The sequence below is a fragment of the Crystallibacter permensis genome (assembly GCF_025960875.1).
GTDB lineage: Bacteria > Actinomycetota > Actinomycetes > Actinomycetales > Micrococcaceae > Crystallibacter > Crystallibacter permensis.
Genome location: NZ_JAODLR010000001.1, coordinates 92,183 through 118,149, shown reverse-complemented (window position 1 = coordinate 118,149; position 25,967 = coordinate 92,183). Strand labels below are relative to the sequence as shown.

Here is a 25,967-nt window from a genome sequence, read left to right as displayed (position 1 = left end):
GCCCCTAAGAGCCCTAACCGCCGTTCACTGTGCAGATAATGCCCTTTCAAGGCGGGCAAACGGGCATTATCTGCACAGTCAGCGGGAGACAGCCGTGCAAATTACCGGGGAGGCTACTTCCAGAGCCGCTTGGTGGCGAGCTCCGCGCCCTGGCCCAGCGCCTCCAGCTTGGCGATCGCGATCTGCGGGTGGACGCGTCCGCCCAGGCCGCAGTCGGTGGAGGCGATGACATTTTCGCGGCCCACCAGACGGGCGAAGCGCTCAATCCGGTCCGCCACCAGTTCGGGATGCTCGACGACGTTGGTGGCATGCGAGACCACGCCCGGAATGATGGACTTGCCCGCGGGCAGCTTGGTGCCTTCCCAGATGCGCCATTCGTGCTCATGCCGGACGTTGGCGGCCTCGAAGGAGTACGCGCCGGCGTCGATCTGCAGTACCGAATCGACGATGTCCGCGAACGGGATGTCCGTGGTGTGCGGGCCGTGCCAGGAACCCCAGCAGACGTGCAGCCGGATCTGCTCTTGCGGCAGGTCGCGCAGCGCCCAGTTGGTGGCCTCGACGCGCAGCTGGATGAACTTCAGGTAGTCCTCCAGGCTGGGTTCCGGGTTGATCTGGTCCCAGCTCTCCGCCAGGGACGGGTCATCGAGCTGGACCGTCAGGCCGGCGTCGATAATCGCTTTGTATTCCTCGCGCATGGCATCGGCGCAGGCGTACAGCAGCTCTTCGTCCGTCTTGTAGTACTCGTTGGCCACGCGGGCGCAGGAGCCCGGGGACAGTGAGGCCACGAAGCCTTCGGACAGCCCGGCGGCGTCGAGGCCCTTCTTCAGGTTGGTCACGTCAGACTTCACCAGGTCATGCCCGGTGTAAGTCAGCGGGCCGGCGATCTTCGGCTGCGTGACGGACTTGCGATGCGCCAGGATGCCCGACGACGGATCGTTGTAGGCGTCGTTGAACTTCTGCCGGTCGCGGCGGTCCGGGAAGGACGTCAGCACAATGTTGCCGGGGGAGGAGCGGCGCACTTCGGCGTCGGCCCAGCGGTCCACATTGGTCGGCTCGAGTCCGCCCAGGCGCGCGAAGGAGTAGTTCCACCAAGCGCCGTAATCAACGGAGCTGGCCATGGCATGCCCGTACTCGCCGTCGTTCGGTATATCGATACCTAGGTTCCGCTGGCGAGCGACGACGTCGATCACCGAGGTTTCGAGCAGGTCCAGGAATTCCGGGGTAATTCCGTTGGCTTCCTTGGACTCGTTGGCGGCCAGCAGCTCCGGCGTGCGGGGCAATGAACCGGCGTGGGTGACGCGGATGTGGTCGGTGTTTGAGGACATGGTGGAGTTCCTTTCCATCGGTCCTGGCAGTAGCACCGTTGCCCGTGTTCAGCCTGACGGCATGTTCAAGGGGGCGGGTTGCTGCGGCTTCATCGATCCAGGTCTCTCGGCCGCTCGGGATGGGTCCTCCCACTAAATGGCATTTGGTGTTGCCGGCGCAAGTCCGCCAACCGCGCCCCGCCATTCCCGGGTGAATGTGACGCAGGTAGTCTGGCGGCATGGCACATCAGAATGATCCCGAAGTCATCAAGCGGTTGCTGAGCACGCCGGCCCGCTGGGCCGTGGTCGGCCTCTCCAACAACCCCCGCCGCGTGGCGCTGAGCGTGTCCCGCTACATGATGGATCGGCTGGGCATGGAGATCATTCCGGTCAGCCTCAAGGGCGACGACGTCCATGGGCAGAAGGGCTACAAGAAACTGGCGGAGATCCCTGGCGAGATCGACGTGGTGAACTGTTTTGTGAACTCGCAGAAGGTCGGTCCCGTGGTGGACCAGGCGATCGAGGTCGGCGCGAAGGCCGTGTGGCTGCAGCTCGGCGTGATCGACGAAGCCGCCGCGGAACGGGCCAAGGCCGCCGGGCTGGACGTCGTGATGGACACCTGCCCGAAGATCGAGGCGCCCTACCTCGGTTTGTAGCCGCGGCCCAGCTGTGCCCGCATTCACATAACTTCATCTTTGTTTCGGAGAGCCCGGCTCCTCGGCATACTGAACTCCAAGATCAAGAGTCCCAACGACAAGCTCTGGCTGGTTGGGCGGCAACCCTCTCCCGTAGTGGGGTGCCCCAGATGAGGATCTGGCCGCGCACAAACCGTGTCCGGCAAGTACGGCCCCCTCCCGGCTGCGTCCCCTTCCCTTTGGGTTGTTGCGCGCCGCAGGCAGGCGGGAGCCTCTGCCCAGGAGTACCTCATGACCACCCCTGTCATCGAAAAAACCGTGCACACCGCTCCGCGTTCGCCCTGGTCAGGGCAAGCCAGCAGGGAAGAGTTGGCCCATTGGCGCCAGATCGCCCAGGGCGTCGCGGCAGCGTTGAGTCCGGATGTGTTGGAGCGCGACCGCAGGAACGAAGACCCCCACACCGAGGTGGAGTTGCTACGCAATTCCGGCTTGATCAATCTCATCATTCCGCGCGAATGGGGCGGCGAGGGCGGGCACTGGGAAAGCGCGCTGCACGCCGTGCGGATCCTCAGCCGGGTGGATGCCTCCATCGGCCAGATCCTTGCTTACCACTACGCGAACCTTGGTGCCGTCGTTTTCTACGGCAGTCCGCAGGTCCAGGAGCTTTGGCTCCGCCGCTCGGCCCTGGGCCGCTGGTCGTGGGGTGACTCCGTCAATCCGGTGGACCCGAACCTGGAGCTGGTTCCGGAGGGCGATGGCTATCGGCTCACAGGAGTCAAGCACTTCTCCACAGGAGCTTCGGTGGGGGACGCCATCCTGGTCAACGCCGTTGTCAACGGCGGCGCCGAGAACGGGAAGTTCCTTGCCTTGGCGCTGGAGCATGACCGCGAAGGGATCCACTTCCTCGGTGATTGGGATGCGCTTGGCCAGCGCCTCTCAGCCAGCGGCTCCGTCAAGTACGACGGCGTGCGCGTCACCTCCGCGGACAGCATCGGCGTAGTGGGGGATGAGCCGTTCTCGACCCTGGTCACGCCCTACATCCAGCTGGCGTTCGCCAACCTTTATCTGGGCATTGCAGAAGGGGCGCTGGAACGCGGCCGGCAGATCACCCTGGCCCGCAAGAACTCCTGGTTTCTCAGCCCCGCTGAAACCTATGCCCAGGATCCGCTGACCCAGCGAGTCTACGGCGAACTCTCCTCGCGGATCGCCGCGGTCGAAGCGCTCGCAGACAAGATCGGTACGGAGTTCGACGCCGTGATCGCCCGGGGGAATGAACTGACCGCCGCAGAACGCGCCCGCATCGCGATCAGCATCGCGCAGTTGAAGGTCGTCTCGACTGAGGTGGGAGTCGAGGTAGCCAACAGGATCTTCGAGGTCACCGGTTCCTCCTCTGCCAAGTCGGAGACCGGACTCGACATCTTCTGGCGCAACGTCCGCACCCATACCCTGCATGACCCAGTGGACTACAAAAAAGTCGAGGTAGGCGCGAACTACTTGCTCGGCGAAGTCCAGCCCATCTCCCTCTACACCTAATCGATTCGAACGAGCCACAGGAGCACACAATGACCGACAACGCATTCTCCAAGGCCGCCGCCAAGTACCGGCCGATCTTCACCCGCATTGCCGCCGGCGCGCTGGACCGTGAACAGGCCAGGGAACTGCCGTTCGAGCAGATCGGCTGGTTGAAGGAAGCCGGCTTCGGCGCCGCCCGCATCCCCGCGGAATTCGGTGGGGACGGCCTGAGCTGGGAAGAATTCACCCAGCTGCTCATCGAGCTCGCCGCCGCCGACAGCAACATCCCGCAGGCGCTGCGCTCGCACATCGCCCTGACGGAGGAACACCTCTACCACCATCACCGCGAAGACCGCAGCGTCTGGCTGCAGCGGTTCGCGAACGGCCAGCTGGCAGGCAACGCGTGGACCGAGCCCGGTGTCGGCGGCACCGGCACCGCGCTGGACGAAGCCGGCGGCAAGCTGGTGCTGAACGGGCGCAAGTTCTACACCACCGGCACCATCTTCGCCGACTGGGTCGATGTGACGGCCAAACGCCCGGACGGTTCGGACGTCTCGGTCATCGTCTCCACCAAGACCGCCGGCGTGGAGACCTTCGACGACTGGGACGGCTTCGGCCAGCGGCTCACAGGCAGCGGGACCACCGTGTTTAACGACGCCGAAGTGGACCCGGCCAACGTCTCCGCCTTCGCCGACCGCTTCCCCTACCAGACGGCCCTCTACCAGCACATCCTGCTGGTCAGCCTGGCTGGCATCGCCAAGGCCGTGGTCACTGACGTCGCGGCGAACGTGCGCGAGCGAAAGCGCGTCTTCGGCCACGGCAACGCCCCGCTGGTGCGCAACGACGCCCAGATCCTGCAGGTTGTCGGCGAAATCAGCGCCAAGGCCTACGCCGCGGAAGCCACCACCCTGCGCGTGGCCCAGAGCCTCGACCGGGTCTTCGCTTCACGGCTACAGAACGACGACGCCGAAAAGGCCGCCAACATCGCCGTCGAACTTGAATCCGGGCAGGCGCAGATTGTGCTGAGCGCTCTCGTGCCCGACGCGGCGGGAGCCCTGTTCAATGTGCTGGGTGCATCGTCAACAAGCACGGGGAAAGCGCTGGACCGCCACTGGCGCAACGCGCGCACCGTGGCCACGCACAACCCGTTCATCTACAAGTCGCGGATCGTTGGCGACTGGGAAGTCAACGCCACCGAGCCGCCCTATGTCTGGACCATCGGTGTCGCCGGCGCCGATGCAGGCCGGGAAGCTGCCGCCACGCGTGCCGAAGCCAATCACGTGGGAGCAGCGAAGTGAGCATTTCCAGCCCGCCGACGATTGCCCCGCAGACAAACACAGACTCTCCCCGCCTGTCCGGCCGTCTCGGCGTCGCAAGCATCGTCTTGATCGTTGTAGCCGCCGCGTCGCCGCTCGGTGTCATCGGCGGCACGGTGCCGTTGGCCATTGCCAGCGGCAACGGGGCCGGACTCCCATTCATCTATCTGCTGGCGACGGGCATCCTCCTGCTGTTCTCCGTCGGCTTCACCACGATGACACCGCATGTTCCCACGGCCGGTGCGTTCTACAGTTACATCGAGAAGGGGCTGGGCCGACGCGCAGGCTTGGGCGGCGCGTTCGTGGCGCTGCTGTCCTACCTGGCCTTGGAAGCCGGGGTCTACGGGCTGTTCGCGCCGGCGGTCGACGAAGTGGTGCGCGCCTACGGTGGACCGTCACTGCCCTGGTGGTTGTGGGCCGCCGCGGCCCTTGCGGCCGTGGCATGGCTGGGACACCGGAACATCGAAGTCTCAGGCAAGGTGCTGGCAGTCCTGCTGGTCGCCGAAGTCCTGATCGTGCTGGTGCTTGACGCCTTCATCATCTTCGGCGGAGGCGGGCCCGAGGGCCTGTCAACAGGGTTCGTCACGCCGTCCACGGTCCTGTCCGGCGCCCCGGGCATCGCGTTGCTGTTCGCCATCCTCAGCTTCATCGGCTTCGAGGCCACCGCGATCTTCCGGGATGAAGCCCGCGATCCGGACAAGACAATTCCTCGGGCCACCTACCTGGCCTTGATCGTGGTGGGCGGCTTCTATGCCCTCTCCACCTGGTTGCTCATCAGTGTCTGGGGAGACGAAACGATCGTGCAAAAAGCCACGGATGCGCCTGGCACACTGTTGTCCGAAACGACCGCTCTGTACCTTGGGACGGCGGGGAGCCACATCGTCCAGGTGCTGCTGGCCTCCAGCCTCTTCGCCTGCATTCTGTCCTTCCACAACATTGGCTCGCGCTACTTCTTCCAGCTGGCGGGACAGGACGTCTTTCCTCGCAAGCTCGCACGGACCCATGCCCGGCACAACTCGCCGCATCTCGCTTCCATTGCGGACAACGCGGTAGTAGCCCTGTTCCTGCTGACCGCCGTCGTCGCCGGCTGGGATCCGATCGTGCAGTTCTACACCTGGTTCGCGGGCTTCGCCTCGCTGGGGATCGTGGTCCTGATGACGTTGACCAGTGTGGCGGTGCTCGTGTTCTTCCGGCGCCGGCAAGCTGCCGCGGCCGATTGGAAACGCTCGGTCGCGCCGGCGCTCGGATTCGTGGGCCTGCTGGGGATTCTGGTGCTGATCCTGCAGAATCTGCCGTCGCTGGTCGGCAACAGCACCGCGCTGGCGGTCGCCGTCGTCGTTCTTATCCTGCTTTGCTTTGCTACGGGTGCCGTCATCGCTTCGAAGCAACGACGGCTGCAGGGAACCGAGACCTCACTGGTCCAGGATGTGCCTGCTCCCATTTCCCGGGACTAGACGCATCAGCCACGGCAGCGGACGGCGGGTGCGTGAAAAGCAGCAGGGGGATTACCCGGTATGACGTATGGATTTCGCGCCCGTCGCCGTACTGCGGTGGAATAGACATGTAACCATCCAGAGCGGCTGAGAGACCTGGCTCGTTGACGCCGCAGCAACCCCCTCTTTGAGGAAGGTGCTACCGCCAGGACCGATGGAGATCCAAGATTCTTTCGGTAGCCGCCGCGGCATTCCGCGTCGACCGCAGCTACCGGTGTATAGGCTCTTCACGGTCATGAAGGAGTCTGAAATGACATTGGTACCCGCCACCAGGCAAATCCGCTTCAACGCCTTCGACATGAACTGCGTTGGACACCAGTCGCCCGGTTTGTGGCGCCATCCCCAGGACAAGTCCGCCGACTACAAGACGATCGGCTACTGGACGCACTTGGCAAAGGTGCTGGAAGAGGGCCTCTTCGACGGGCTGTTCATCGCCGATGTGCTGGGCACCTACGACGTGTTCGGCGGCTCTAATGAAGTCACGCTTCGCGCAGGTACCCAGGTCCCGGTCAATGATCCGTTTATGCTGGTCTCCGCCATGGCCGCGGTGACGGAGAACCTCGGTTTCGGCCTCACGGCCGGTACCGCTTATGAGCATCCGTACCCCTTCGCCCGCCGGCTGGCGACGCTGGACCACCTGACCAACGGCCGCGTCGGCTGGAACGTGGTCACCGGGTATCTGCCCTCCGCCGCGCGCAACATGGGCCAGACGGACCAGATGGAGCATGACGAGCGGTACGCACACGCGGACGAGTACCTCGAGGTGGTTTACAAGCTGCTCGAAGGTTCCTGGGAAGAAGACGCCGTGGTCAAGGACCGCGAGGCCGGAGTCTTCGTTGACCCGGCGAAGGTGCACGAGATCGGCCACGAGGGCAAGTACTTCAAGGTTCCGGGCATCGCCATTACCGAGCCGAGCCCGCAGCGCACCCCGGTGATCTTCCAGGCCGGTGCCTCGAAGCGCGGGACGGAGTTCGCCGCGGAAAACGCCGAAGCCGTCTTCGTCACGTGCCCCACCAAGGAAATGCTGGCCGCCTCGGTCAAGAAGATCCGCGATGCGGTGGAGGCCGCCGGCCGCGGCCGCTACGACGTGCGCATCTACGCGATGCAGACTGTGGTGACCGGTCCGGACAGCGCCACCGCGCAGGCCAAGTTCGAGGACTACAAGTCCTACGCGGACGTCAACGGTGCGCTGGCGCTGATCTCCGGCTGGATGGGCGTGGACCTGTCCAGTTACGGGCCGGACGACGTGATCGGCGAGAACGTGAAGTCCAACGCCATCCAGTCATCAGTGGAGACGTTCCAGAAGGCCTCCGGCGACGACGGTAAGCCGTGGACCATCCGGCAGTTGGCCGAGTGGGTCGGCGTCGGCGGTTTTGGCCCGATCACCGTTGGGTCCGGCGAAGAAGTTGCCAAAAAGCTCATTGAGTGGGTGGACGAGACCGATGTGGACGGCTTCAACCTGGCCTACGCCATCACTCCGGGCACCTTTGAGGACATCGTCGAATTCGTCGTTCCGGAACTGCAGAAGCGCGGCGCCTACCCGACCGAGTACGCGGAGGGAACACTGCGTAACAAAATGTTCGGCAAGGGCGACCGGCTGCCTGAGCAGCACCGCGGCGCCGGCTACCGCCTCGGCGCAGCCGTCTCCGCGTCCTGACCCAGTTGGGAAGGCTGTCTTGACCCTGGCCCGGGGCGGCGACAGGAAGCCCGGCCACATGTAGGCCCGGCCGTGCCCGCTACATCTTGGCGTAGCGGGCACGTGCGCCCAGGTACAGTCCGTAGCAGATGAGGCCGAGGGCCACCACAATCAGCGCGGCGTCGCCGAAAGGCTGTTCTTTCAGCGCCTTCAGTGCGCCGTCGAGACCCTTGGCTTCCTCCGCATCCTGGTGGAACGCCGCGACCGAGAAAAGAGTGCCAAGCACCAGCAGCGCCGCACCTTTGCCCACGTAGCCGAATGAACCGGCCCAGCTGATGCCGATCCTCGCGCCGCCCGGCGGCAGGGACTCCAGATCGTCCAGGAACTTCTGCGTAATGCCCCTGTAGATGTAGAAGACCCCGGCAACCGCGATGCCCGCGCCGATCAGGAACAGCACCAGCGCGCCGCCGGGGAAAGCCATCAATTGGGCGCTGGCGTCCTGTGAGGATTGACTGCTGTCGCTCTTGCCGCCAAGGGCATAGATGCCGAACGTGAAACCGATGGCGGCGAAGACGATTGCCAGACCGGCTGCCTTGAACCGTTTGCCCCACTTCTTTTTGGTTTCCAACCCGCGGTGGCCGAATGCGGCGTCGGCGAGTTGCCACAGCGCCAAGGCGGCGCAGGCGATGAGCCCGGCCCACAGCAGGAAGACCCCTCCCGGTGTGCTGGCCAGCTGGGAGATAGCACCGGTTTGGTCCGCTTCCCCCGATGCCCCGAGGCCCAGCCGCAAGGCAATAAAGCCGATCAGCAGATGCATCAGCCCGTTGGCGGCCCAGCCAAAGCGCGCCACCACTTCCAAAGTCTTCGACTCCGAGGCCTCCTCGGCGCCGTCTTTCGCCCTTTTCGCCTGGTGCTTCGCCTTCTCCACTTCGCCGCTCATGCGCCGCACCTCCGCCTGCCTCATACCGCCCAAGGCAACGCGTCCCCACAGGGGCGTGCCGCCGTCGTACTCTTGAGGCCATCTTCCCACCAAAGACTTGGACGGGACTTGGAAAGCCGGACTTCTCCACAGGCAGATCGTCGATCTTCCTGACTCCGGGTGCCAGCGGTAGGCTCGATGCGTGGACGGATCAACGCTGCGCGGCATGTGCCTGGACCAGCCGGGCGCCTTCGAGGACTTTCCCTTTGGGCCCGAGGCCTCGGTGTTCAAGGTGCGCGCCGGCAGCGGACCCGCCAAGATGTTCGCGCTCTCGGACCTGGGTGCGGATCCGTTGAGCATCAGTCTCAAGTGCGAACCGGCGCTGGCCGAGCAGCTCCGTGCCGCCCATCCGGAGATCACCGGCGCGTACCACATGAACAAAACGCACTGGAACGGCGTCCGCTGCAACGGCGAGCTGCCGGATGACATGATCCGCGACATGATCGAGGACTCCTATGACCTGGTAGTGGCAGGCCTGCCCCGTCGCGACCGCGAATCCCTGGGCTGGACCAGGCTCGCGCGGGAGGAAGCGTGATTTCGCAGGACCTGCTGGATGACCTGTGGGACTTCTCGGATCCAAAGGGGTCGGAGCAGCGGCTGCGGGCGGCGGACACCAACAGGTTTGCGCTGCGTACCGACCGCAACGAGCTGGCCACCCAGATCGCCCGGGCCCTCGGGATGCAGTCCCGTTTCGCGGAAGCGCTGGACCTGCTGGAGCGGATTGACGACGGCGAACCGGTGGTCCTGGCCCGGATCCTGCTGGAGCGCGGAAGGGTCCTGAACGCGAGCGGGCGCAAAGCGGAGGCCGTAAGCCTGTTCGAGGACGCCGCGCACCTGGCCGCCCGGATCGGACATGACTTCATCGCCGTGGACGCCATGCGGATGGTCGGGCAGGCGGACCCCTCGCTCGCCGAGGAATGGGCGGAAAGCGGGCTGGCGGTGATCGCGCGCAGCCAGGATCCGCGGCTGGAACGCTGGGCCAGGGACTTCCACACGGACCTGGGTGATGCAATGTACGACGGCGGTGCTGGCCAGTGTGCGCCCGTCAAGTCTCAGCAGGGCCGGGACAGCGGAAAATGACGAAGAAGGGCGACAGGTTCGACGTGGATGCAGAGCTCACCTACGCGGAGCACGGCTGGACACAGAGCAGCCGCGCGCCGGCGGGCTACCGGGTTGCCCGGCACCGCGTGGTCGTGGGTGAGGGACGGGACGCGTTCAGCCGGCTGGCCGGGGGAATCCTGGGCTGGGAGTTGCACCGGCTGGCCGGGCTCAACGTCAGGGCCCAGGCTCCGCGCGCAGGCGAAGGCGTCCACGTGGTGCCCGGCTTCGGCTTCGGGAGATTGCGGCTGGCGGCGCCGTGCAGGGTGGTCTGGGTCGAGGAAGGCACCACACGTGCCGGGTTTGGCTACGGCACATTGCCCGGCCACCCGGAAACGGGAGAAGAGTGTTTCGTGGCGGTGCTGGAGCCGGATGGCCAGGTGTATTTCGAGTTGTTTGCCTTCAGCCGGCACTCCAACTGGTTCTACAAGCTCGGCGGACTAGTTGCCTCGGCCTGCCAGCGATTGGTCACGCGCCGGTATCTGGCAGCGGCGCGAAAGCTGGCATCCGGCATCCCAACGGATGCGTGAAAGGATGAAAGGACAGTTCTGATCGGAGCCGTGGACCGGCTTCGCCCAACAGGAAGGCAACAATCCGTGATCTTTATTGTGGTCAAGTTCAAGGTCAAGCCCGAGTTCGCTGCCCAGTGGCCGGAGCTCGTGCGGGAGTTCACCGAGGCTACACGTGCGGAGCCGGGAAACCTGTGGTTCGACTGGTCCCGCAGCGTTGACGATGCCAACGAGTACGTCCTGGTGGAAGCCTTCCAAAATGACGCAGCCGGTACGCACGTCAACAGCGAGCACTTCAAGAAGGCGATGGCCGAACAGCCGCAGTACCTGCAGGAAACCCCGCGCATCATCAGCCGCCAGATCGACGGCGAGGACTGGGACCAGATGGGCGAAATGACCGTCGCCTGACCACGCCTGCGTTACTGGGCAGGGGCTCCGGCCGGGGCATACAGCTCCCCGATCAGTTCGCGGGCAATGGCCGCGGCCGGATCCCGCCCATCCGCTGCGGGTGCCAGGTTCGTCCACACCACCAGGGTCAACTCGTTGCCCGGATCGTGCCCCGCGAATGAGTTGAAGCCGGGAAGCTCCCCGGTGTGGCCGTAGAGCTCGCCGAACTTCGCGATGGCCATACCGTAAAGGAGCGAGTTCGGATCGTCAGGATTCACCGGCTGGAGGCTGTCCAACCGGATCTGCTGCATCTCCTCATTCAAAACGCTGCCATCTGCGAGGGCCTCCGCCCAATCAGCCAGGTCGCCCGCCGTTGACGTGCCTTGGCCGGCCGCCCACGTCCACGAGGCGTTCTCGTCCGTCACGTCGTGCGGTTTCAGCGTTCCCTCCTGCGCCTGTGCGATGAGGTCCGCCGGCAGCTTGGTGCTCGCGATGGTCATCACGTTGTTCATGAACATATAGCCGCGCGGGTGCGGCGAAGGGATGGGCGTGGAATCCGACGGCGGGAAGGCCGATTCCGTCAGCTCCAGCGGTTCGAGGATGCGGTCCTGAATGATCTCCGCCAGCGGCTTGTCCTCAAGTTCCTCGGCAATCAGCCCGAGCAGCACGGTATTGGTATTCGAGTAATGATAGCCCTCGCCGGGCGGGAAATAGACCGGCAGCGGCAGCGCGATCTCCAGCAGTTCTTCCGGTGTCCAGATGCGCTGCGGGGTCTCGTCGAGGGCTAGGCTGAGTTTGTAGGACTCCGAGTAGTTGTAGAGCCCGCTACGCATGTTGAGCAACTGCTCGATGGTGATGTTCTCGCCGTTCGGCACGTCATCCCGGTACTTCGAGACCGGATCGTCCAGCTTGAGCTTGCCTTCCTGCACCAGCTGCAGGATGACCGTTCCTGTCCAGGTCTTGGTGATGGAGCCGATCCTGATGTGGTCCTCCAGCGAGACGGGGTCGCTGCCGTTCAGCGCGTCCGTGCCGTAGGTGAAGGTGAACTGGTCCTCCGGCGTCCGCAGGAGCATCACCGCGCCGGGAACCAGCAGTTCATCGGCCAGGCTCTCAAAGGTCCCGCGAAGACTTTCCTCATCCACCGGCGGCAGACTGGAAAGAGCCGGGGATTCCAGCGGCTCAGCCTCTACCGTCTCCATCGACTGCGGCGGGCCTCCCGAGGTGCAAGCCGTCGCTCCGAGGAGGGCGGCTGCTGCCAGGCAAAGGGCGGCAAACCAACTGCCGCGGGAACGGTCTCTGGGGCTGGGGCTGGGCGTTTGGGGCATGACAGACTCCGGGTTGAAGTGTTCCGCCCCCTGACGTCGGCGGGCAGGAGGGCACGCCGATCGCTACCGCCAAGATACTCCCTTTGGCCGCCACCATCTACCACCCACTCCCGATCGAAGAGACAGCAGATGACCTACTCAGCCCGGGGAAGGACGTCTGCTGCTCCCTCGTTCGACGGGTCCGCAGGGGATCCGTCCTACGGCTGTGGATAACGGCCAGCGGCGCGCGCTATCGGTCCAACATGGAGAGATGCGCTATCCGCAGGAGCTTCACGATCATCTGGCCGCCACATCATTCCGCTGGCAGGATGGTGTGAACGCGGGCATGTCCGTGAAGCAGCTCAGGAACAGCCAGCTCGACAGGCCGAGCAGGGGAGTGAGGGTGCCCCGTTCGGTCCCGCTGTCACGGGCAGATGAAGTCCGGGCGCTTTCATGGGTTACGTCCAGCTCCGCCGTTTCGCACGCAACTGCTGCGGCGATCTGGGAGTTCCCGTTGCCGCGCTGGGTGGAGGAATTGTCCGAGGTGCACATCTCCAGACCAAGCGCAGCCAGTACTCCGCGCCGACGGGGGATAGTCGGGCACCGTGTTGTATTGCTACCGGGTGAGTTTGCTGTGCACCAAGGCGTACGAGTGACCTCCCGGACGAAGACGTGGCTGGATCTGGCCCAGATCCTGCCGGTCGATGACCTGGTCGTGATCGGCGACCACTTGGTACGCAAACCGCGGCGGAACTTAGAAAACCGGAACAAGCCGCATGCTGCTATTGCGGATCTACGTGATGTCATCGCAGCCCACAAGGGGATGCGGGGCGTGGCCCGGGCGGCAGAGGCGGTAGGACTTGTCCGAGTAGGCGCTGATTCCGCTCAGGAGACACGGCTGCGGCTGGCCTTGCTTGATGCTGGACTTCCCGAACCCATGCTGAACCAGCCCTTGGTCGATGACTCCGGGCGCAGCTGGCATTCTCCCGATATGCAGTACCGCGAATTCAAGATCGCCATAGAGTACGAGGGAGACCATCACCGCTCGGCCGAACAGATGGCACGGGATGTCCGGCGCGGGGACATCACGGCAGCTGCCGGCTGGTTGGAGCGCCGGATCACTAAGGGAGAAATGTCCAACGGCGCCCGAGCGGCCGTAGCCAAGATCCGCACAGCGCTCGTCGACCAAGGTTGGTCTCCGGGTTCTGCCCCCGCCCCTGAACGAGGAAGCAGCTGATGCCCTTCCCGAGTCTGGGAAGGGCATCAGCTGCTCAGCGGATCGGAAGAGCGGAAACCTACGCGAAATACTTCGGCAGGGTGCCCTCGTGGGCTTCCTTCAGCTCGGCCAGTGGCAGGGAGAACTGGTCCTGGAAGTCCAGTGCCTGGTTCTCGGTGTCCACCACACCGATGCGGATGTGGGCGAAACCGCGGGCGCTGCACATGTCCTTGAAGCGCACCTCTTCGCTCCGGGCCACGCTAACGACGGCGCGTGCCTGGCTTTCGGAGAACAGCGCAGTAAACAGGTCCACGCCATCGCGCTCGCAGACCTCGCCCAGGCCGATGCGGGCGCCGACGCCGAAGCGCAGGGCCATATCGGACAGGGTTGCCGCGAGGCCGCCTTCAGAGAGATCGTGTGCGGCGTCGATCATGCCGTCGCGCGATGCGTTGATCAGCAGTTCGCCCAGCAGCTTCTCGGCTGCCAGATCCAGTGCCGGCGGCTTGCCGCCCAGATGACCGCGCAGGTTGGCCCACTCGGAACCGTCCAGCTCGTCCTTCGTGACGCCCATCAGGTAGATGGCCTGTCCGTCTTCGCGCCAGCCGGACGGGGTGCGCCGGGCGACGTCGTCGAAACGGCCCAGCACGCCGACTACCGGGGTGGGGTGGATGGCCACGCCGCCGGTCTGGTTGTACAGCGAGACGTTGCCGCCGGTCACCGGGATGCCCAGCTCCTGGCAGCCATCCGCCAGGCCGCGGACGGCCTCGGCGAACTGCCACATGACCTCGGGGTCCTCGGGGGAGCCGAAGTTCAGGCAATCGGAAACCGCCATCGGGACAGCGCCGGTGGTGGCGACGTTGCGGTAGGACTCGGCCAGGGCAAGCTGTGCGCCCTGGTACGGATCCAGGTAGGTGTAGCGGCCGTTGGCATCGGTGGAGACGGCGACGCCCAGACCGGTCTCTTCGTCCACGCGGATCACACCGGCGTCGTCCGGCATGGCCAGCGCGGTGTTGCCCTGGACATAGCGGTCGTACTGGTTGGTGACCCAGTCCTTGGAGCACATGTTCGGCGAAGCCATCAGCTCCAGCACGGCGGCCTTGAGCTCCTCACGGGAGGCGGGACGCTCGGCTGAGCTGCTGTTGAAGGTATCGGCCTGCACACCGTCCAGCCACTCGGGGCGGTGGTACGGACGGTCGTAGACCGGGCCTTCGTGCGCCACGGTGCGGGGATCGACGTCGACAATCTTTTCGCCGTCCCACTCGATGATCAGGCGGCCGGTATCGGTGACCTCGCCCAGCCAGGAGAACTCGACGTTCCACTTTTCCATGATCGCCTCGAACGCGGCGACGTTCTCCGGCGTCACCACGGCCATCATGCGTTCCTGCGACTCGGACATGAGGATCTCGCCCGGGGTCAGGGACGGATCCCGCAGCAGCACCGAGGTCAGCTCAACATGCATGCCGCCGTCGCCGTTGGAAGCCAACTCCGAGGTGGCGCAGCTGATGCCCGCGGCGCCGAGGTCCTGGATACCCTCCACCACGGAGGACTTGAACAGCTCGAGGCAGCACTCGATGAGCACCTTCTCCGCGAACGGATCGCCCACCTGCACAGCGGGGCGCTTGGCTGGCTTGCCATCGTCCTCGAAGGACTCGGACGCCAGCACGGAAGCGCCGCCAATGCCGTCGCCGCCGGTGCGCGCACCGAAGAGGACCACCTTGTTGCCTACGCCGGACGCATTGGCCAGGCGGATGTCCTCATGGCGCATCACGCCCACGGCCAGCGCGTTGACCAGCGGGTTGCCCTGGTAGACGGAGTCGAAGACCACTTCGCCGCCGATGTTCGGCAGGCCCAGCGAGTTGCCGTAGCCGCCGATGCCGGCCACAATCCCGTGGACCAGACGCGCGGTGTCCGGGTGGTCGATCGCGCCGAAACGCAGCGGATCCATCACCGCAACCGGGCGGGCACCCATGGAGATGATGTCGCGGACAATGCCGCCCACACCGGTCGCGGCGCCCTGGTAGGGCTCCACGAAGGACGGGTGGTTGTGGGACTCGATCTTGTAGGTCACGGCCCAGCCATCACCAATATCGACGACGCCGGCGTTCTCGCCGATGCCCACCATCAGGTGCTTCTTCATGTCCTCGGTGACCTTCTCGCCGAACTGGCGCAGGTGGACCTTGGAGGACTTGTAGGAGCAGTGCTCGCTCCACATTACCGAGTACATGGCGAGCTCGGCCGCGGTGGGGCGCCGGCCCAGGATTTCGACAACCCGGTTGTATTCGTCTTCCTTCAGGCCCAGTTCGGCCCAGGGGAGCGGGGTGTCAGGGGTCTCCTCCGCGTGCTTGACGGTGTCGATGTTGAACTTGCGTCCCTCAATATGCTCGACGGCGTCAGCGACGTACCCGAATTCCGCGTGCTCGTTCTTCGCCTCGTCGGCGGTCTCCAAGCGGGCGTCCACTCGTTCACTCATTACTTGGCACCTGCAACAATCTTCTTCAGTACAGAGGTGAAAATTCCCAGTCCGTCCGTGCCGCCGCCCAGCTCAACCTCGCCGAAGGCGGAGGAGTCCGGGCCGAAGCCGGCTTCCACGGCGTGCTCGGGATGCGGCATCAGGCCCACAACGTTCCCGGCCGCGTTGGAGATGCCGGCAATATCCCGGCGCGAGCCGTTCGGGTTCACGTCAACGTAGCGGAAGACCACGCGGCCTTCGCCCTCGAGTTCGTCCAGCGTCTTTTCGTCGGCGACGTACTGGCCGTCCTGGTTCTTCAGCGGCACCACAATCTCGGAGCCAGCTTCGTATTCGGAGGTCCACGCGGTGTTGCTGTTTTCCACGCGCAGCCTCTGGTCGCGGCAGAGGAAATGCAGGTGGCTGTTCTTGATCATGGAGCCGGGCAGCAGGTGCGCCTCGGTCAGGACCTGGAAACCGTTGCAGATGCCCAGCACGGGCAGTCCGGCCTTGGAGGCGTCAACAACCTGCTCCATCAGCGGCGCGAAGCGGGAGATCGCACCGGCGCGCAGGTAGTCGCCGTAGGAGAAACCGCCGGGAATTACGACGGCGTCAACGCCCTTCAGGTCATGGTCGCCGTGCCAGAGGCTGACGGCCGTGCCGCCGGCGATGCGGACCGCGCGGGAAGCATCCCGGTCATCCAGCGTGCCGGGGAAGGTGATGACGCCAATGCGGGCACCGGACAGGCCGCTGTCGGGTGCGGGCGAGAAGTCGCCGATCAGGGGAGTTTCAGTCATTACTCGCCGGCTCCGATGGTGGCCTCGACGATGACCTCAACGCGGGTGACGTCTTCAATCACGGGGTTGGACAGCAGGGTGGTGGCAGCATGGCGGGCCTGCTCCAGGATCTCTGCGGTCACTTCGCCGTCAACGGTGAGCTCAAAGCGCTTGCCCTGGCGGACCTCGCTGAAGCCGGTCTGGCCCAGTCGTTTCAGCGCGCCGGCAATGGCTTTGCCCTGCGGATCAAGAATTTCGGGCTTGGGCATGACATCAACAACGATCCGGGGCATCCGGTAACTCCTGTGCTTGGAATCTGGCTCTTCAACGAAGCGAGGCGCGCGGAAACCGTGCCGTCTCACGCTGATCCAGCGCTCCGCGAGCTTGCATCCTCCATTCTACCGGCTCTGGCAAACCGCAAATTCTACGTGACCGAGACCCCAAACCGGTGCCAAAACCGCGCACGCCCCCGTACGATTGCGCCATGCCCGAGAAACCCAAGTCCCTGCTCCTGCCCATCATGGCGGCGGCCATTGCCGGCGGCCTGGCCCGCATGGTGGTCCAAAAGTACCGCGCGGACAAGCAGGCCGAGCGCGCCGCTAACGAGGATCTTGCCCGCAGGGTCAGCGAAGCCGTCCGCAACCCCCGCCGCTAGCCAGCGCCCGCACAACCCAATAACGACGCCGGAACCCGGCTGCCGCCGTCGTCCTCCTTGCTCTTAGCAAACTGCCACTGGTTATACGGTTGAGGGCGGAGTTGTGGCGGGAAGACTAATCAATCGGGGTGGCGGGGCTTGGCACTGAGTGGATGGGACATCGATGTGGCGCCAGCCAGCGGTGTCATTGGCGGAGCCGAATCCTGGATCGAAGACCTGCAGGCGGAAGAACAAACCATGCAGGCGGCGGTGACCGCTGCGGCGTCGACGGCCAACAGCACATTGGTCATCGGTGCGCTCCAGGAGGTCTACGACGGTTACCTCTCCAAGGCGCTGGCCAACGCCAGCGTCAGGGCCGCCAATGCGTGCACGGAGACCGGCAATGCCGTCTCGGCGTATGTCCGCGGCGACCGGGACATGGCGGAGAACGCCAACGCTGCTGCCGCACGTATGCCCGATGGTGAGGCGTAGACGGTGGCCGTGGATTTGAGCGGCCTCCCGGTGCTGCCGGACCCGGACCTGCTGGAGACAGAAGCAGCCAAGATCAGGCAGTCGGGCGAGCGGGCGTCGGCTGCGGGTAGGGAGACCAAGGCCGTCTGGGCCGGAATCCAGGCGCACTATGACGCTCCGGAGCAGGAGACCGTCTACTCCGCCATGGACCGGGTGGAGATTTACGGCGACGAGGCCTCGGCAGTTGCCACCCTGATCGCTGCCGCGCTGGAGGCTTTCGCCGCGACCGTGCGGAGCCTGAAACCCCTTTTGGACGCCCAAGTGACTGCGGCAAGCGTTTGCTATGTGGAGTCCACCCCGGAAGATCCGGATTTCGGGGAAAACAAAGAGGCAGACATTCAGCGGGCGATCAGCGGTCTCGCCGAACAATACGCCGAAGCCGAGCGGCTGTGCGCTGACCAGATCCGGCAGGCGGACCCGGCCAATGTCTCGGGCCCGCCTGCCTGGGCAACCCATCAGGACGCGGCGGCCTTCATGAACGGTACCGGCGCTGTGCTCGCGCGCGTCCGGTCCGATCGCACCCGCGTGACCTTCGACAGCGGCGCCATTCCCCACGGGCGGCTGGATGTTCGAAAACTGGAAATTCTCTATGTCGACGGCACGAGGCTCGCCGCGGCGAACCTGAGCATGACCGAAACCAGCATCCGGTTCCGCGCGACGGCGGAGGTGGATCTGCCGCGCGTGACCACAACACCCGATATCGGCAAGCCGCCAGCATGGGCCCTGCATGCGGGAAATACCCTGGCAGCCGTGGATGTAGGGCTGACCATCTGGGATAAAGGCAGCGAGCAATGGAACGAGGACCTGGCCGCACACCCTGAATGGGACAATTGGGAACGGCTCGGCAGTGCGGCCACCACCGTTGGCTTCCAAGGGACGGGTGCCGTAGTAGGAGGCACCGTCGGGGCGGCCATTGGCGCAGCGGCCGGGCAGGCGCTGATTCCGATCCCGGGAGTTGGTGCCTTTATCGGCGGCGCTGTCGGCGGCTGGGTCGGCAGTTCGGCAGGGTCGGCGCTGGGTGGACTTGCCCAGGATCTGAGCGAAGGTGAAGATCTCGGGGATGCAATCGAAGATGCAGCAGAGGAGTTCTGGGACGGATTATGGGGCTAGAGTCGATTGCCTTTCTGGCAGTGATTACCATGATCGGAGCGGGATTCTTTGCCGCCGGTTACCTCGCCTATGCCGGACGTTGGCGCAGGTGGGCGGCCTACAAACGGTACTGGGAATTCGGCAAGACTTCCCACTTCGGGTTTATCTGCCTGTTCGTAGGGATCGCAGTGCTGGTGATTCCGCTATCAGCACTGACGGACGAGCTACTGGGGGCTCAAGCGGTTGCCAGGGCAGTGGCGTGGCTGGCGCTTCCCGCTGGTCTGCTGGCTGTGATGAGCTTTGTTGGCCTGCCGGGCTTTCTGAAACCGGGCTGGTACAAGGAGTGGGTGGCGCGTGGGGCCATCCAGCACGAGGTATACCCTCCCGCAGCCGCGGGTGCTGCGGGTTGGGCGCGCAAGGGCAGGGAGTCGTGAACGGTATGAACACCGAGCTGGTGCCGGAAACCAGTCGGCACATCACCATCGATCGCCTTCCGACCTGGCAACGCCTCGAAGCGGAAGGTGCGGACCTGGTCCTCGCTGCAGAACCCGTGCAGGAAGGACACTTCCGGCCGAATCTGGTGGTGACGAGCTTCCCCTTCCTGGGCAGCATCGAGAAGTTCTCCACCATGGCCATGGCCAACACACGTGCCAGGCTCAAGGCTGTTTACTTCATTGCTGTTGAAGAATGGCAGGCTGGCGATGCTCCCGGCCGCCGCTTCCAGTACAACCACAGGCTGCAGGGCAGGTCCGTTCATTGTCAGGACTGGATCGTGCTGACCGGTCGCCGCGCCGTTATGGTGACAGCCAGTTGCGCCTCAAACCAGCTCGGAGCCAACGATTTCGCTTTCGCCGTCATGGCGGACTCCATCACCGTAAAGGGGCAGGAAGCATGATGTTCGAGCCCGGGAAGGAACCGGCTCTACAGTCCTTTGCCAGCGACTACCGTGGCCGTAACCTGGAACGGCTGGACGGTCTGGCTGGTACCCAGCCGTATTCCTCGCGCGGCCCCTGGCTCAGCACTGCGGACTCTGCACTGCTGGAAAAGGTGGCCCAAACCGGACGCCTGGGCCGGTTCGAGCGTTCCGGGAACGAGGAATCCATCGCGGTGCTGGCGGATGCCGGCATCGTGGACGCCAAGGGCCGGCTGACGGACCAGGGCGGAATGGTCACCCGGCCGCTGTCCCAGGGCGTGGCAGCCTTGAATATCACGGGGACCTACCTCGGCCGCACGACAAACTTCCGGGCCTGGCTGGACACCAATGACGCGATGGTGCTGGCAGGCCCGTCGCACCATCTCATGACCTCGGCCGCGGACGAAGCAGCGGACTATGCTGACGGGCGGCAGCTGGACTACATGAGCATCAATGATCTGTACACTGCAATGGCTGCTTGGGTGGGGTTGTCTCCGGCCTGGTCCATTCCCGTGCTGCCTGCCATGGTCGACCTGCAGGAAATGGACCGAAGGTGGGCCGCGGTGACGGATCCTCCGCTGCAGGCCGACGAGGCACTGATGCAGATGTGGCGCGAGCCCTGGTTTGTGTGGCAGCTGGCTGCCGTTCCCGGATCAGGCCAGCCGGTTACCTATATCAATGCCGGTGCAGCCGGCCATTACCGCACCGGAGTCCTTGAGGGCGCCGGCCTGTTGGAGGCGACATTGTCCTCTAACGTTTACCGGCACTTGGGGGACATCGTTGAAGCGGCAGTCTTCAACCGGCCACCGCGGTTCGACTGACCGGCAAAACCGGAGGATTTCGGGGACGGATTATGGCGATGGAAACAGTGCTGGTGCTGGCGGTCTTTATCGTGATCGGCGCGGGGTTCGCCCTCGCCGGTGTGCTCGCGTACACGGGGCGATGGCGCTCCTGGGCCGCCAGCATGCGGTGGTGGGAGTTCGGCAAGCGGCCACGTTTCGGATTTTTCTGTCTCTTCGTGGGGATCGCAGTGCTGGTGGTCCCGTTATCGGTAGTGATACATGAGGTCATCGGGGTCGAAGCGATCGCCAAAGCGATAGTGTGGTTGGCCATTCCGGCGGGAGCGTTAGCCCTGATGTGCTTCGTGGGCCTGCCGGGTTTCCTGAAGCCGCGCTGGTACAAGGAATGGGTGGCGCGGGGCGCCATCCAGCACGAGGTTTATCCGCCTGCAGCCCCGGGCGCCGCAGGTTGGCTGCGCAAACGCTAGACTGCTCCGCCGATGCCGCCGAGCAGCGCCTTCATGGCGTTCCACTCGGAGATCTTGCAACCGTCGGTGAGGGAGAAGTGTTTATCCACGGGCTGCCCGTTGAGGGTTCCCGTAACGTGTGCCTGCTGCGGGCCGCCGTACTCCTGGGTGCAGATCACGTTCGGATCCGGCAGCCCAAAGAACACTTCCTCGCCGGCATTCGCCAGGGCCTCGCAGGCGGCTTCAGGCTCCCGCACCGTAGAACTCTCCAGCGGTTGCGAGTCGGCGCACTCCAGAGTGCGTTCCTGCATGGCGTCGGACCCGGCAGAGGTCAACTCGATTCGCAGGCTGGCATCGACCATGGCGCTTCCTTCCTCTGGGCTGCTCGGCGGGGCACTGCCGGGGGCGGACGGGGATGGTGAACCCGGCGCCGAAGGCGAGGCCGGCGCCGTCGTTTGCGGCGGAGACGTGGTCGGAGGTGGCTCCTCTTCCGGCGGTGTGCACCCGCCCAGCAGCAGAGCCAGTGCCACCGGCACGGCCAGTAGAGCCCGCGTTGCCCTTGTTGCAGTGCATTTGCCGTTCATGATCTCACCCGTCCATACGGTCCAGACTGTCAATGTTCTCCAGCGCGGCCAGCAGCCGGCCGCGCAGTTTTTGGGATTCCTCCGAGAAGCCGCGCTGGGCTGCAGCGTACTGGGCCCGGCCCTCGGCTGTTTCGATCCGGATCGGCTCGTAACCCCAGGCGGCCAGATCGTACGGCGAGGCCTGCATGTCCATTTCGCGGATCCGCCAGGACAGTTCGAAGCAGTCCATCACCAGTTCGCTGGGCAGCGCGGGGCTGAGCTTGTAGGCCCATTTGTACAGGTCCATGTTTGCGTGCAGGCAGCCGGGCTGTTCCATGTCCCGCTGGTTCTCGCGGGTGGGCCGCAGCGTGTTCAGCGGCGCGGCCTGGGGTGTGTAGAAGCGGTAGGCGTCGAAGTGCGAGCAGCCGATCCGGCTTTCCTCCACCACGGTGTCCGTTCCTTCGGCCCCGAGCCGCAGGTCAAGGTATTCGTGCCGCACCCCGTTGAGCCGGGACTTGTAGGCCATGGCCCATTCATGCAGTCCAAAGCAGGCGAACCGCGCCGGACGGGCGGCGGTTCCGGCCAGGATGACCCGCGCGTAGGCGATGATCTCGGCCCGCTCCCGGCGGAACTTTTCGTGATCAAAGGTGACCGCACCGCCCTCGTTAGCCAGGCCCTCATTTGGCAGTTCCAGCGCCCTGCATTCCCGGGCAGAAAGCGGGCGATAGTACTTCCAGCCCTGCCGTTCCGCGGCGGCTCCGCCGGTCAGGACGACGCCGGCGCCCGGATGCCAGCGCAGCAGCTGGCCGGGCTTGTGGCTGTAGTAGGTGAAGAGGAAGTCCTCCACGGGATGCTTGCGCCCGGCCGAACGCCGCTGAAGATAGGGCTCCGTAAAGCGGGCAGCCCTGTACTGGTGCTCCTGCGCCCGGAGCAACCACTCCTCGGGCGCGAGGGTTTCCGGCCGGATCAACTGCCTTTGCCACATGCATCCATTCTCGCAGGTCCGGGCCGCTCATATCACTACGCCTATATCACTATCCCGGGCGCGGCGCTAGACTCAGATCACGGATTGGTGGCGCCGTGAGGGAAGTAATTCGGAAATACCTGAAAGGCTTCTTTGAGAAAAATATCTGCTGTATTTTGAGCTCACAGGCCCGCCAAAGTGACTTCGGTCACGCCGTTGGGGGGAAGGGGGCCGGCTTCGTAGCCGGATCGCACGCCGTTCGGTGAATCGTTTCTGCGCCGATGACGGGCAGCCTGGCGGGCCTGGGGAGCGGATCAAGTTGGTTCGGTCCACAGGATGAAAGGCTTTCCTTCTCATGACCATGCAAAGCAACAGCTTTGTGCGGCGGCGCAGCATCCGCGCCGCCACTGCACTCGCACTGGGGCTGCCGCTGCTAGTTTCCGGCGTGGCCGCACCGGCCGCAGCAGCACCTCCCACCATATCCACCACGATTCAAACCTCCCCGCTGGCGGAGGTGCCCGAGCTCTACCAGGACGGGCACTACATCGTCATGCTCGAAGCGCAGCCCGTGGCAACATACGACGGCGGGGTGGCGGGTATCGCTGCCACCAAACCGGAGAAGGGCCGCAAACTGGACGTTGGCAACGCCAACGCTAAGAAATACCAGCAGCACCTGAAGAAGAAGCAGCAGGCGGTAGCGGCCGAGGAGGGCGTGGAAATCCGCAGGAGCTTCACCACCGCCGTGAACGGATTCGCCGCGGACCTGACCGGTGTCCAGGCGGCCGCGCTCGCCAAGACTCCCGGCGTGCTCGCCGTCACCGAGGACGAGCAGCACCATCCGGTCTACTCCAGCGTGGATTACCTGGGGCTGCCCGGGAAGAAGGGCGTCTGGAACCAGCAGTACGGCTCGGAGAAGAACGCGGGCAAGGGCACTGTGGTCGGCGTGATCGATACCGGTTACCACCCGCAGAATGAATTCCTTGCCGGCGGGGAAGTGGCAGCGCTCAAGGGCAAGCCGAAGGTCGGGGAGCCCTACCTGAACGGCGAGGGCAAGATCGCCATGCTCAAGTCGGACGGCTCCACCTTCATCGGCGAATGCCAGACCGGTGCGGCCGGCTCGGGTTTCACCGGCGCCGAATGCAACAGCAAGGTCCTGAGCGCCCGCTACTACGCCGATGATTTCCTCAAGTTCGTGCCGCCGGAAAACCGGCACCCGAAGGAGAGCATTTCACCTCTGGACCTCAACAGCCACGGCACCCACACCGCTTCAACCGCCGCCGGCAACAGCGGTGTGGAAGCCGACGTGGACGGCCGGGACTTCGGCACCGGCTCCGGCGTGGCGCCGGCGGCGAAGGTCTCCGTCTACAAAATCTGCTGGCAGGACAACAACGCTGCGACCGGTGGCTGCTACTCCTCGGCCGCCATCGCTGCCATCGAACAGGCAATCAAAGATGGAGTGGATGTGCTGAACTACTCCATTTCCGGCAACAACAACTCGGTGATCGATCCAGTGTCGATGGCCTTCCTGAGCGCGGCCGAAGTCGGCATCTTTGTCTCCGCTGCCGCGGGCAATGCCGGCCCGGCCGACACTACGGTGAACCACAGCGCGCCGTGGCTGACTACCGTAGCGGCAAGCACGTTCTCCAACGAGCTGCAGGGCACGGTTGAACTCTCCGACGGCACCAAGTACCGCGGCACGTCGATCATGAGTTCCGAGCTGGGGCAGACCGCCCTGGTCCTGTCCAAAGACGCCGGCACGGCCGCGGCCAAACCGGAGGACGCGGCCTTGTGCACCCCCGGTTCACTGGACCCGGCCAAGGTCCGCGGCAAGATCGTCATCTGCGACCGCGGCGTTATCGCCCGCGCCGAGAAATCGGTGGCGGTGAAGCAGGCCGAGGGCGTGGGCATGGTCCTGGTCAACACAGTGCCCGGCTCCCTGGACCTCGATCTCCATGCCGTGCCGACGGTCCACATCGGAGACCCGGGCATCAAGGATAAGGTCGCCCAGGACCCGTCACTCACCGCGGCTCTGGTTGATTCGGATACCACCGGCCTGCCGGACAGCCCGGTGCCGCAGGTGGCGGCGTTCTCCTCGCGCGGCCCGTCCACGGCCGTAGGGTCAGACCTGCTCAAGCCGGACGTCGCGGCCCCGGGCGTCAATGTGCTCGCCGGTGTCTCGCCCGTTGAGGGCGGAGAGAACTACGGCTTCATGTCCGGAACCTCGATGGCCGCACCGCATGTTGCCGGTTTCGGCGCCCTGCTGCTGGGCAAGAATCCGCTGTGGTCGCCCTCCACGATCAAGTCCGCGCTGATGACCACGGCCGGCGATCTTGTAAACGAGGACGGCACAACGAATACGGACAACTTCGCCACCGGCGCCGGCCAGGTGGACGTCCGGCAGATGGCGGACCCAGGGCTGGTCTATGACGCGGGCATCGAAGACTGGTACGGCTTCCTGCAGGGCGCGGTGGGCGACATCGGGCTCGACGAAGACCTTGCCATCGAGGCCAAGGACCTGAACGTGCCCTCGATTGCACTGGGGTCGCTGACCGGTGAAATTTCCGTGACCCGCTCGGTGACCGCGCTGAAATCCGGGACCTACCGGGCCAGCGTTGATCTGCCGGGTATCGAGGCCACAGTCGAGCCCTCGGTGCTGAGGCTGCGGAAGGGCCAGGAGGCCTCCTTCACGGTGACCTTCAAGAACGACGGCGCAGCATACGGCAAGTTCGCAATGGGCGAGCTGGCGTGGCAGGACGGCAAGCGTTCGGTGGCGTCGCCGATCGCCGTCCGGCCGGTGGCAGTGCTGTCGCCGGAGACCGTTGTGGTTGACGAGGCCGCGGGCGAAGGCTCGGCGGCCATTGAGGTCACTTCCGGAACGGACCAGCCCATCGACGTCGTCGTGGAGGGCATGGCGAAGGCCAACGCAATGACGGCTGAACGGACCGCTGATCCGAACGCCATCACACAAAAGAGTGCGGTGGTCGCCAGCCTGGTGGTCCCCGAGGGTGCCACCATGGCCCAGATGTCCATCAACGCGGCAGTTCCCACCGCGGACTGGGACCTCTATGTGATCACTCCCGCCGGTGAACAACTGACGCAGGCAACGGCCGGCTCCAGCGAGACCTTGGTGCTGAACAAGCCGAAACCCGGCACGTACCAGGTGATCGGGCATCTTTGGGGCATCTCCGACGGTGCCACTACAAGTACCGGAACAGTCAACACGGTGGCCCTGGCCGGCGACGCGGGCAACCTGACGGTAAGCCCGGATCCGCTGGAACTGGCCAACGGGGAAGCCGGTTCCGTTGAGGCCAACTGGGCTGGCCTGGGATCAGGCAGTTGGGTTGGGCTGGTCCGGTTCGGTGACAGTGCCCGCACCGCACTGACCGTGAACGTCCCGTAGCGGAGCGGCCGTACCA

Annotated in this window: 26 protein-coding genes and 3 riboswitches; of the genes, 18 read left to right on the top strand and 8 right to left on the bottom strand. The window is 64.9% G+C overall.

Annotated elements, in window-relative coordinates; genetic code table 11:
- Window positions 1–113: 113 nt before the first annotated feature.
- On the bottom strand, window positions 114–1,325 hold the full coding sequence (locus B0G38_RS00550; protein ID WP_264667625.1) for a cobalamin-independent methionine synthase II family protein: 1,212 nt from the start codon (window positions 1,323–1,325) through the stop codon (window positions 114–116).
- 11 nt (window positions 1,326–1,336) lie between these two features.
- Window positions 1,337–1,451: riboswitch (SAM riboswitch) on the bottom strand.
- 92 nt (window positions 1,452–1,543) lie between these two features.
- On the opposite strand from B0G38_RS00550, the gene B0G38_RS00545 reads away from it, so the two are divergent.
- The 5 genes from B0G38_RS00545 (at window position 1,544) to B0G38_RS00525 (ending at window position 7,917) form a co-directional block, all read left to right on the top strand.
- Entirely contained in the window at window positions 1,544–1,960 is a 417-nt protein-coding gene (locus tag B0G38_RS00545; RefSeq protein ID WP_264667624.1) for a CoA-binding protein, read from the top strand.
- Window positions 1,961–2,040: 80 nt separating this feature from the next.
- A riboswitch (SAM riboswitch) is annotated at window positions 2,041–2,154 on the top strand.
- A gap of 76 nt (window positions 2,155–2,230) precedes the next feature.
- The gene (locus tag B0G38_RS00540; protein WP_264667623.1) at window positions 2,231–3,472 is read left to right on the top strand and encodes an acyl-CoA dehydrogenase family protein; all 1,242 of its coding nucleotides are present in this window, start codon (window positions 2,231–2,233) and stop codon (window positions 3,470–3,472) included.
- 29 nt (window positions 3,473–3,501) lie between these two features.
- Window positions 3,502–4,749, top strand: a complete 1,248-nt coding sequence (locus B0G38_RS00535; RefSeq protein WP_264667622.1) for an acyl-CoA dehydrogenase family protein — start codon at window positions 3,502–3,504, stop codon at window positions 4,747–4,749.
- On the top strand, window positions 4,746–6,221 hold the full coding sequence (locus B0G38_RS00530) for an APC family permease (protein ID WP_264667621.1): 1,476 nt from the start codon (window positions 4,746–4,748) through the stop codon (window positions 6,219–6,221). Before B0G38_RS00535 ends, B0G38_RS00530 begins: the two co-directional genes overlap by 4 nt.
- 110 nt (window positions 6,222–6,331) lie before the next feature.
- Window positions 6,332–6,421: riboswitch (SAM riboswitch) on the top strand.
- 89 nt (window positions 6,422–6,510) lie between these two features.
- On the top strand, window positions 6,511–7,917 hold the full coding sequence (locus tag B0G38_RS00525; RefSeq protein ID WP_264667620.1) for an LLM class flavin-dependent oxidoreductase: 1,407 nt from the start codon (window positions 6,511–6,513) through the stop codon (window positions 7,915–7,917).
- 79 nt (window positions 7,918–7,996) lie between these two features.
- On the opposite strand, the gene B0G38_RS00520 is transcribed toward B0G38_RS00525, so the two are convergent.
- Window positions 7,997–8,836, bottom strand: a complete 840-nt coding sequence (locus B0G38_RS00520; RefSeq protein WP_264667619.1) for a DUF1206 domain-containing protein — start codon at window positions 8,834–8,836, stop codon at window positions 7,997–7,999.
- Window positions 8,837–9,017: 181 nt separating this feature from the next.
- On the opposite strand from B0G38_RS00520, the gene B0G38_RS00515 reads away from it, so the two are divergent.
- From B0G38_RS00515 to B0G38_RS00500, 4 genes are all read left to right on the top strand, one after another.
- Window positions 9,018–9,410 (top strand): MmcQ/YjbR family DNA-binding protein, encoded by a 393-nt coding sequence (locus B0G38_RS00515; protein WP_264667618.1) that lies wholly within the window; start codon window positions 9,018–9,020, stop codon window positions 9,408–9,410.
- Entirely contained in the window at window positions 9,407–9,955 is a 549-nt protein-coding gene (locus tag B0G38_RS00510) for a hypothetical protein (protein WP_264667617.1), read from the top strand. The genes B0G38_RS00515 and B0G38_RS00510 overlap by 4 nt, the downstream gene beginning before the upstream one ends.
- Window positions 9,952–10,503 (top strand): DUF1990 family protein, encoded by a 552-nt coding sequence (locus tag B0G38_RS00505; RefSeq protein ID WP_264667616.1) that lies wholly within the window; start codon window positions 9,952–9,954, stop codon window positions 10,501–10,503. The genes B0G38_RS00510 and B0G38_RS00505 overlap by 4 nt, the downstream gene beginning before the upstream one ends.
- 66 nt (window positions 10,504–10,569) lie before the next feature.
- Complete coding sequence (locus tag B0G38_RS00500) at window positions 10,570–10,890, top strand: putative quinol monooxygenase (RefSeq protein WP_264667615.1); 321 nt, start codon at window positions 10,570–10,572, stop codon at window positions 10,888–10,890.
- 11 nt (window positions 10,891–10,901) lie between these two features.
- Here B0G38_RS00500 and B0G38_RS00495 read toward each other — a convergent pair whose 3' ends face one another.
- Entirely contained in the window at window positions 10,902–12,194 is a 1,293-nt protein-coding gene (locus B0G38_RS00495) for a serine hydrolase domain-containing protein (protein WP_264667614.1), read from the bottom strand.
- A gap of 631 nt (window positions 12,195–12,825) precedes the next feature.
- On the opposite strand from B0G38_RS00495, the gene B0G38_RS00490 reads away from it, so the two are divergent.
- Entirely contained in the window at window positions 12,826–13,410 is a 585-nt protein-coding gene (locus B0G38_RS00490; RefSeq protein WP_264667613.1) for a hypothetical protein, read from the top strand.
- Window positions 13,411–13,468: 58 nt separating this feature from the next.
- Here B0G38_RS00490 and purL read toward each other — a convergent pair whose 3' ends face one another.
- The 3 genes from purL to purS are packed head-to-tail and all read right to left on the bottom strand — an operon-like array spanning window position 13,469 to window position 16,904.
- A complete protein-coding gene (gene purL / locus B0G38_RS00485; RefSeq protein WP_264667612.1) occupies window positions 13,469–15,859 on the bottom strand; it encodes a phosphoribosylformylglycinamidine synthase subunit PurL in 2,391 nt (796 codons plus the stop codon).
- Window positions 15,859–16,632, bottom strand: a complete 774-nt coding sequence (purQ, locus tag B0G38_RS00480) for a phosphoribosylformylglycinamidine synthase subunit PurQ (protein ID WP_264667611.1) — start codon at window positions 16,630–16,632, stop codon at window positions 15,859–15,861. Before purQ ends, purL begins: the two co-directional genes overlap by 1 nt.
- The gene (gene purS, locus B0G38_RS00475; protein ID WP_139003965.1) at window positions 16,632–16,904 is read right to left on the bottom strand and encodes a phosphoribosylformylglycinamidine synthase subunit PurS; all 273 of its coding nucleotides are present in this window, start codon (window positions 16,902–16,904) and stop codon (window positions 16,632–16,634) included. Before purS ends, purQ begins: the two co-directional genes overlap by 1 nt.
- A gap of 191 nt (window positions 16,905–17,095) precedes the next feature.
- On the opposite strand from purS, the gene B0G38_RS00470 reads away from it, so the two are divergent.
- From B0G38_RS00470 to B0G38_RS00440, 7 genes are all read left to right on the top strand, one after another.
- Window positions 17,096–17,266: a hypothetical protein gene (locus B0G38_RS00470; RefSeq protein WP_264667610.1), complete on the top strand. Its 171-nt coding sequence runs from the start codon at window positions 17,096–17,098 to the stop codon at window positions 17,264–17,266.
- Window positions 17,267–17,404: 138 nt separating this feature from the next.
- Window positions 17,405–17,737 carry a DUF6507 family protein gene (locus B0G38_RS00465; RefSeq protein ID WP_264667609.1) on the top strand — a complete coding sequence of 111 codons (333 nt, stop codon included), beginning with the start codon at window positions 17,405–17,407 and terminating at the stop codon, window positions 17,735–17,737.
- A gap of 3 nt (window positions 17,738–17,740) precedes the next feature.
- The gene (locus tag B0G38_RS00460) at window positions 17,741–18,886 is read left to right on the top strand and encodes a hypothetical protein (protein WP_264667608.1); all 1,146 of its coding nucleotides are present in this window, start codon (window positions 17,741–17,743) and stop codon (window positions 18,884–18,886) included.
- Window positions 18,877–19,299, top strand: coding sequence for a hypothetical protein (locus B0G38_RS00455; RefSeq protein ID WP_264667607.1), 423 nt, complete (start codon window positions 18,877–18,879; stop codon window positions 19,297–19,299). Before B0G38_RS00460 ends, B0G38_RS00455 begins: the two co-directional genes overlap by 10 nt.
- 5 nt (window positions 19,300–19,304) lie before the next feature.
- Window positions 19,305–19,760, top strand: a complete 456-nt coding sequence (locus B0G38_RS00450) for a hypothetical protein (RefSeq protein WP_264667606.1) — start codon at window positions 19,305–19,307, stop codon at window positions 19,758–19,760.
- Window positions 19,757–20,599, top strand: a complete 843-nt coding sequence (locus B0G38_RS00445; RefSeq protein ID WP_264667605.1) for a hypothetical protein — start codon at window positions 19,757–19,759, stop codon at window positions 20,597–20,599. The genes B0G38_RS00450 and B0G38_RS00445 overlap by 4 nt, the downstream gene beginning before the upstream one ends.
- 38 nt (window positions 20,600–20,637) lie before the next feature.
- Window positions 20,638–21,045, top strand: a complete 408-nt coding sequence (locus B0G38_RS00440) for a hypothetical protein (protein WP_264667604.1) — start codon at window positions 20,638–20,640, stop codon at window positions 21,043–21,045.
- Here the strand turns inward: B0G38_RS00440 and B0G38_RS00435 are convergent.
- A complete protein-coding gene (locus B0G38_RS00435; RefSeq protein ID WP_264667603.1) occupies window positions 21,042–21,386 on the bottom strand; it encodes a subtilase-type protease inhibitor in 345 nt (114 codons plus the stop codon). The genes B0G38_RS00440 and B0G38_RS00435 overlap by 4 nt on opposite strands.
- A gap of 226 nt (window positions 21,387–21,612) precedes the next feature.
- Window positions 21,613–22,572 carry a 3-methyladenine DNA glycosylase gene (locus B0G38_RS00430; RefSeq protein WP_264667602.1) on the bottom strand — a complete coding sequence of 320 codons (960 nt, stop codon included), beginning with the start codon at window positions 22,570–22,572 and terminating at the stop codon, window positions 21,613–21,615.
- 334 nt (window positions 22,573–22,906) lie between these two features.
- Between B0G38_RS00430 and B0G38_RS00425 the strand changes: the two genes are divergently transcribed.
- Complete coding sequence (locus tag B0G38_RS00425; protein ID WP_264667601.1) at window positions 22,907–25,951, top strand: S8 family serine peptidase; 3,045 nt, start codon at window positions 22,907–22,909, stop codon at window positions 25,949–25,951.
- The last annotated feature ends 16 nt before the right edge of the window (window positions 25,952–25,967 follow it).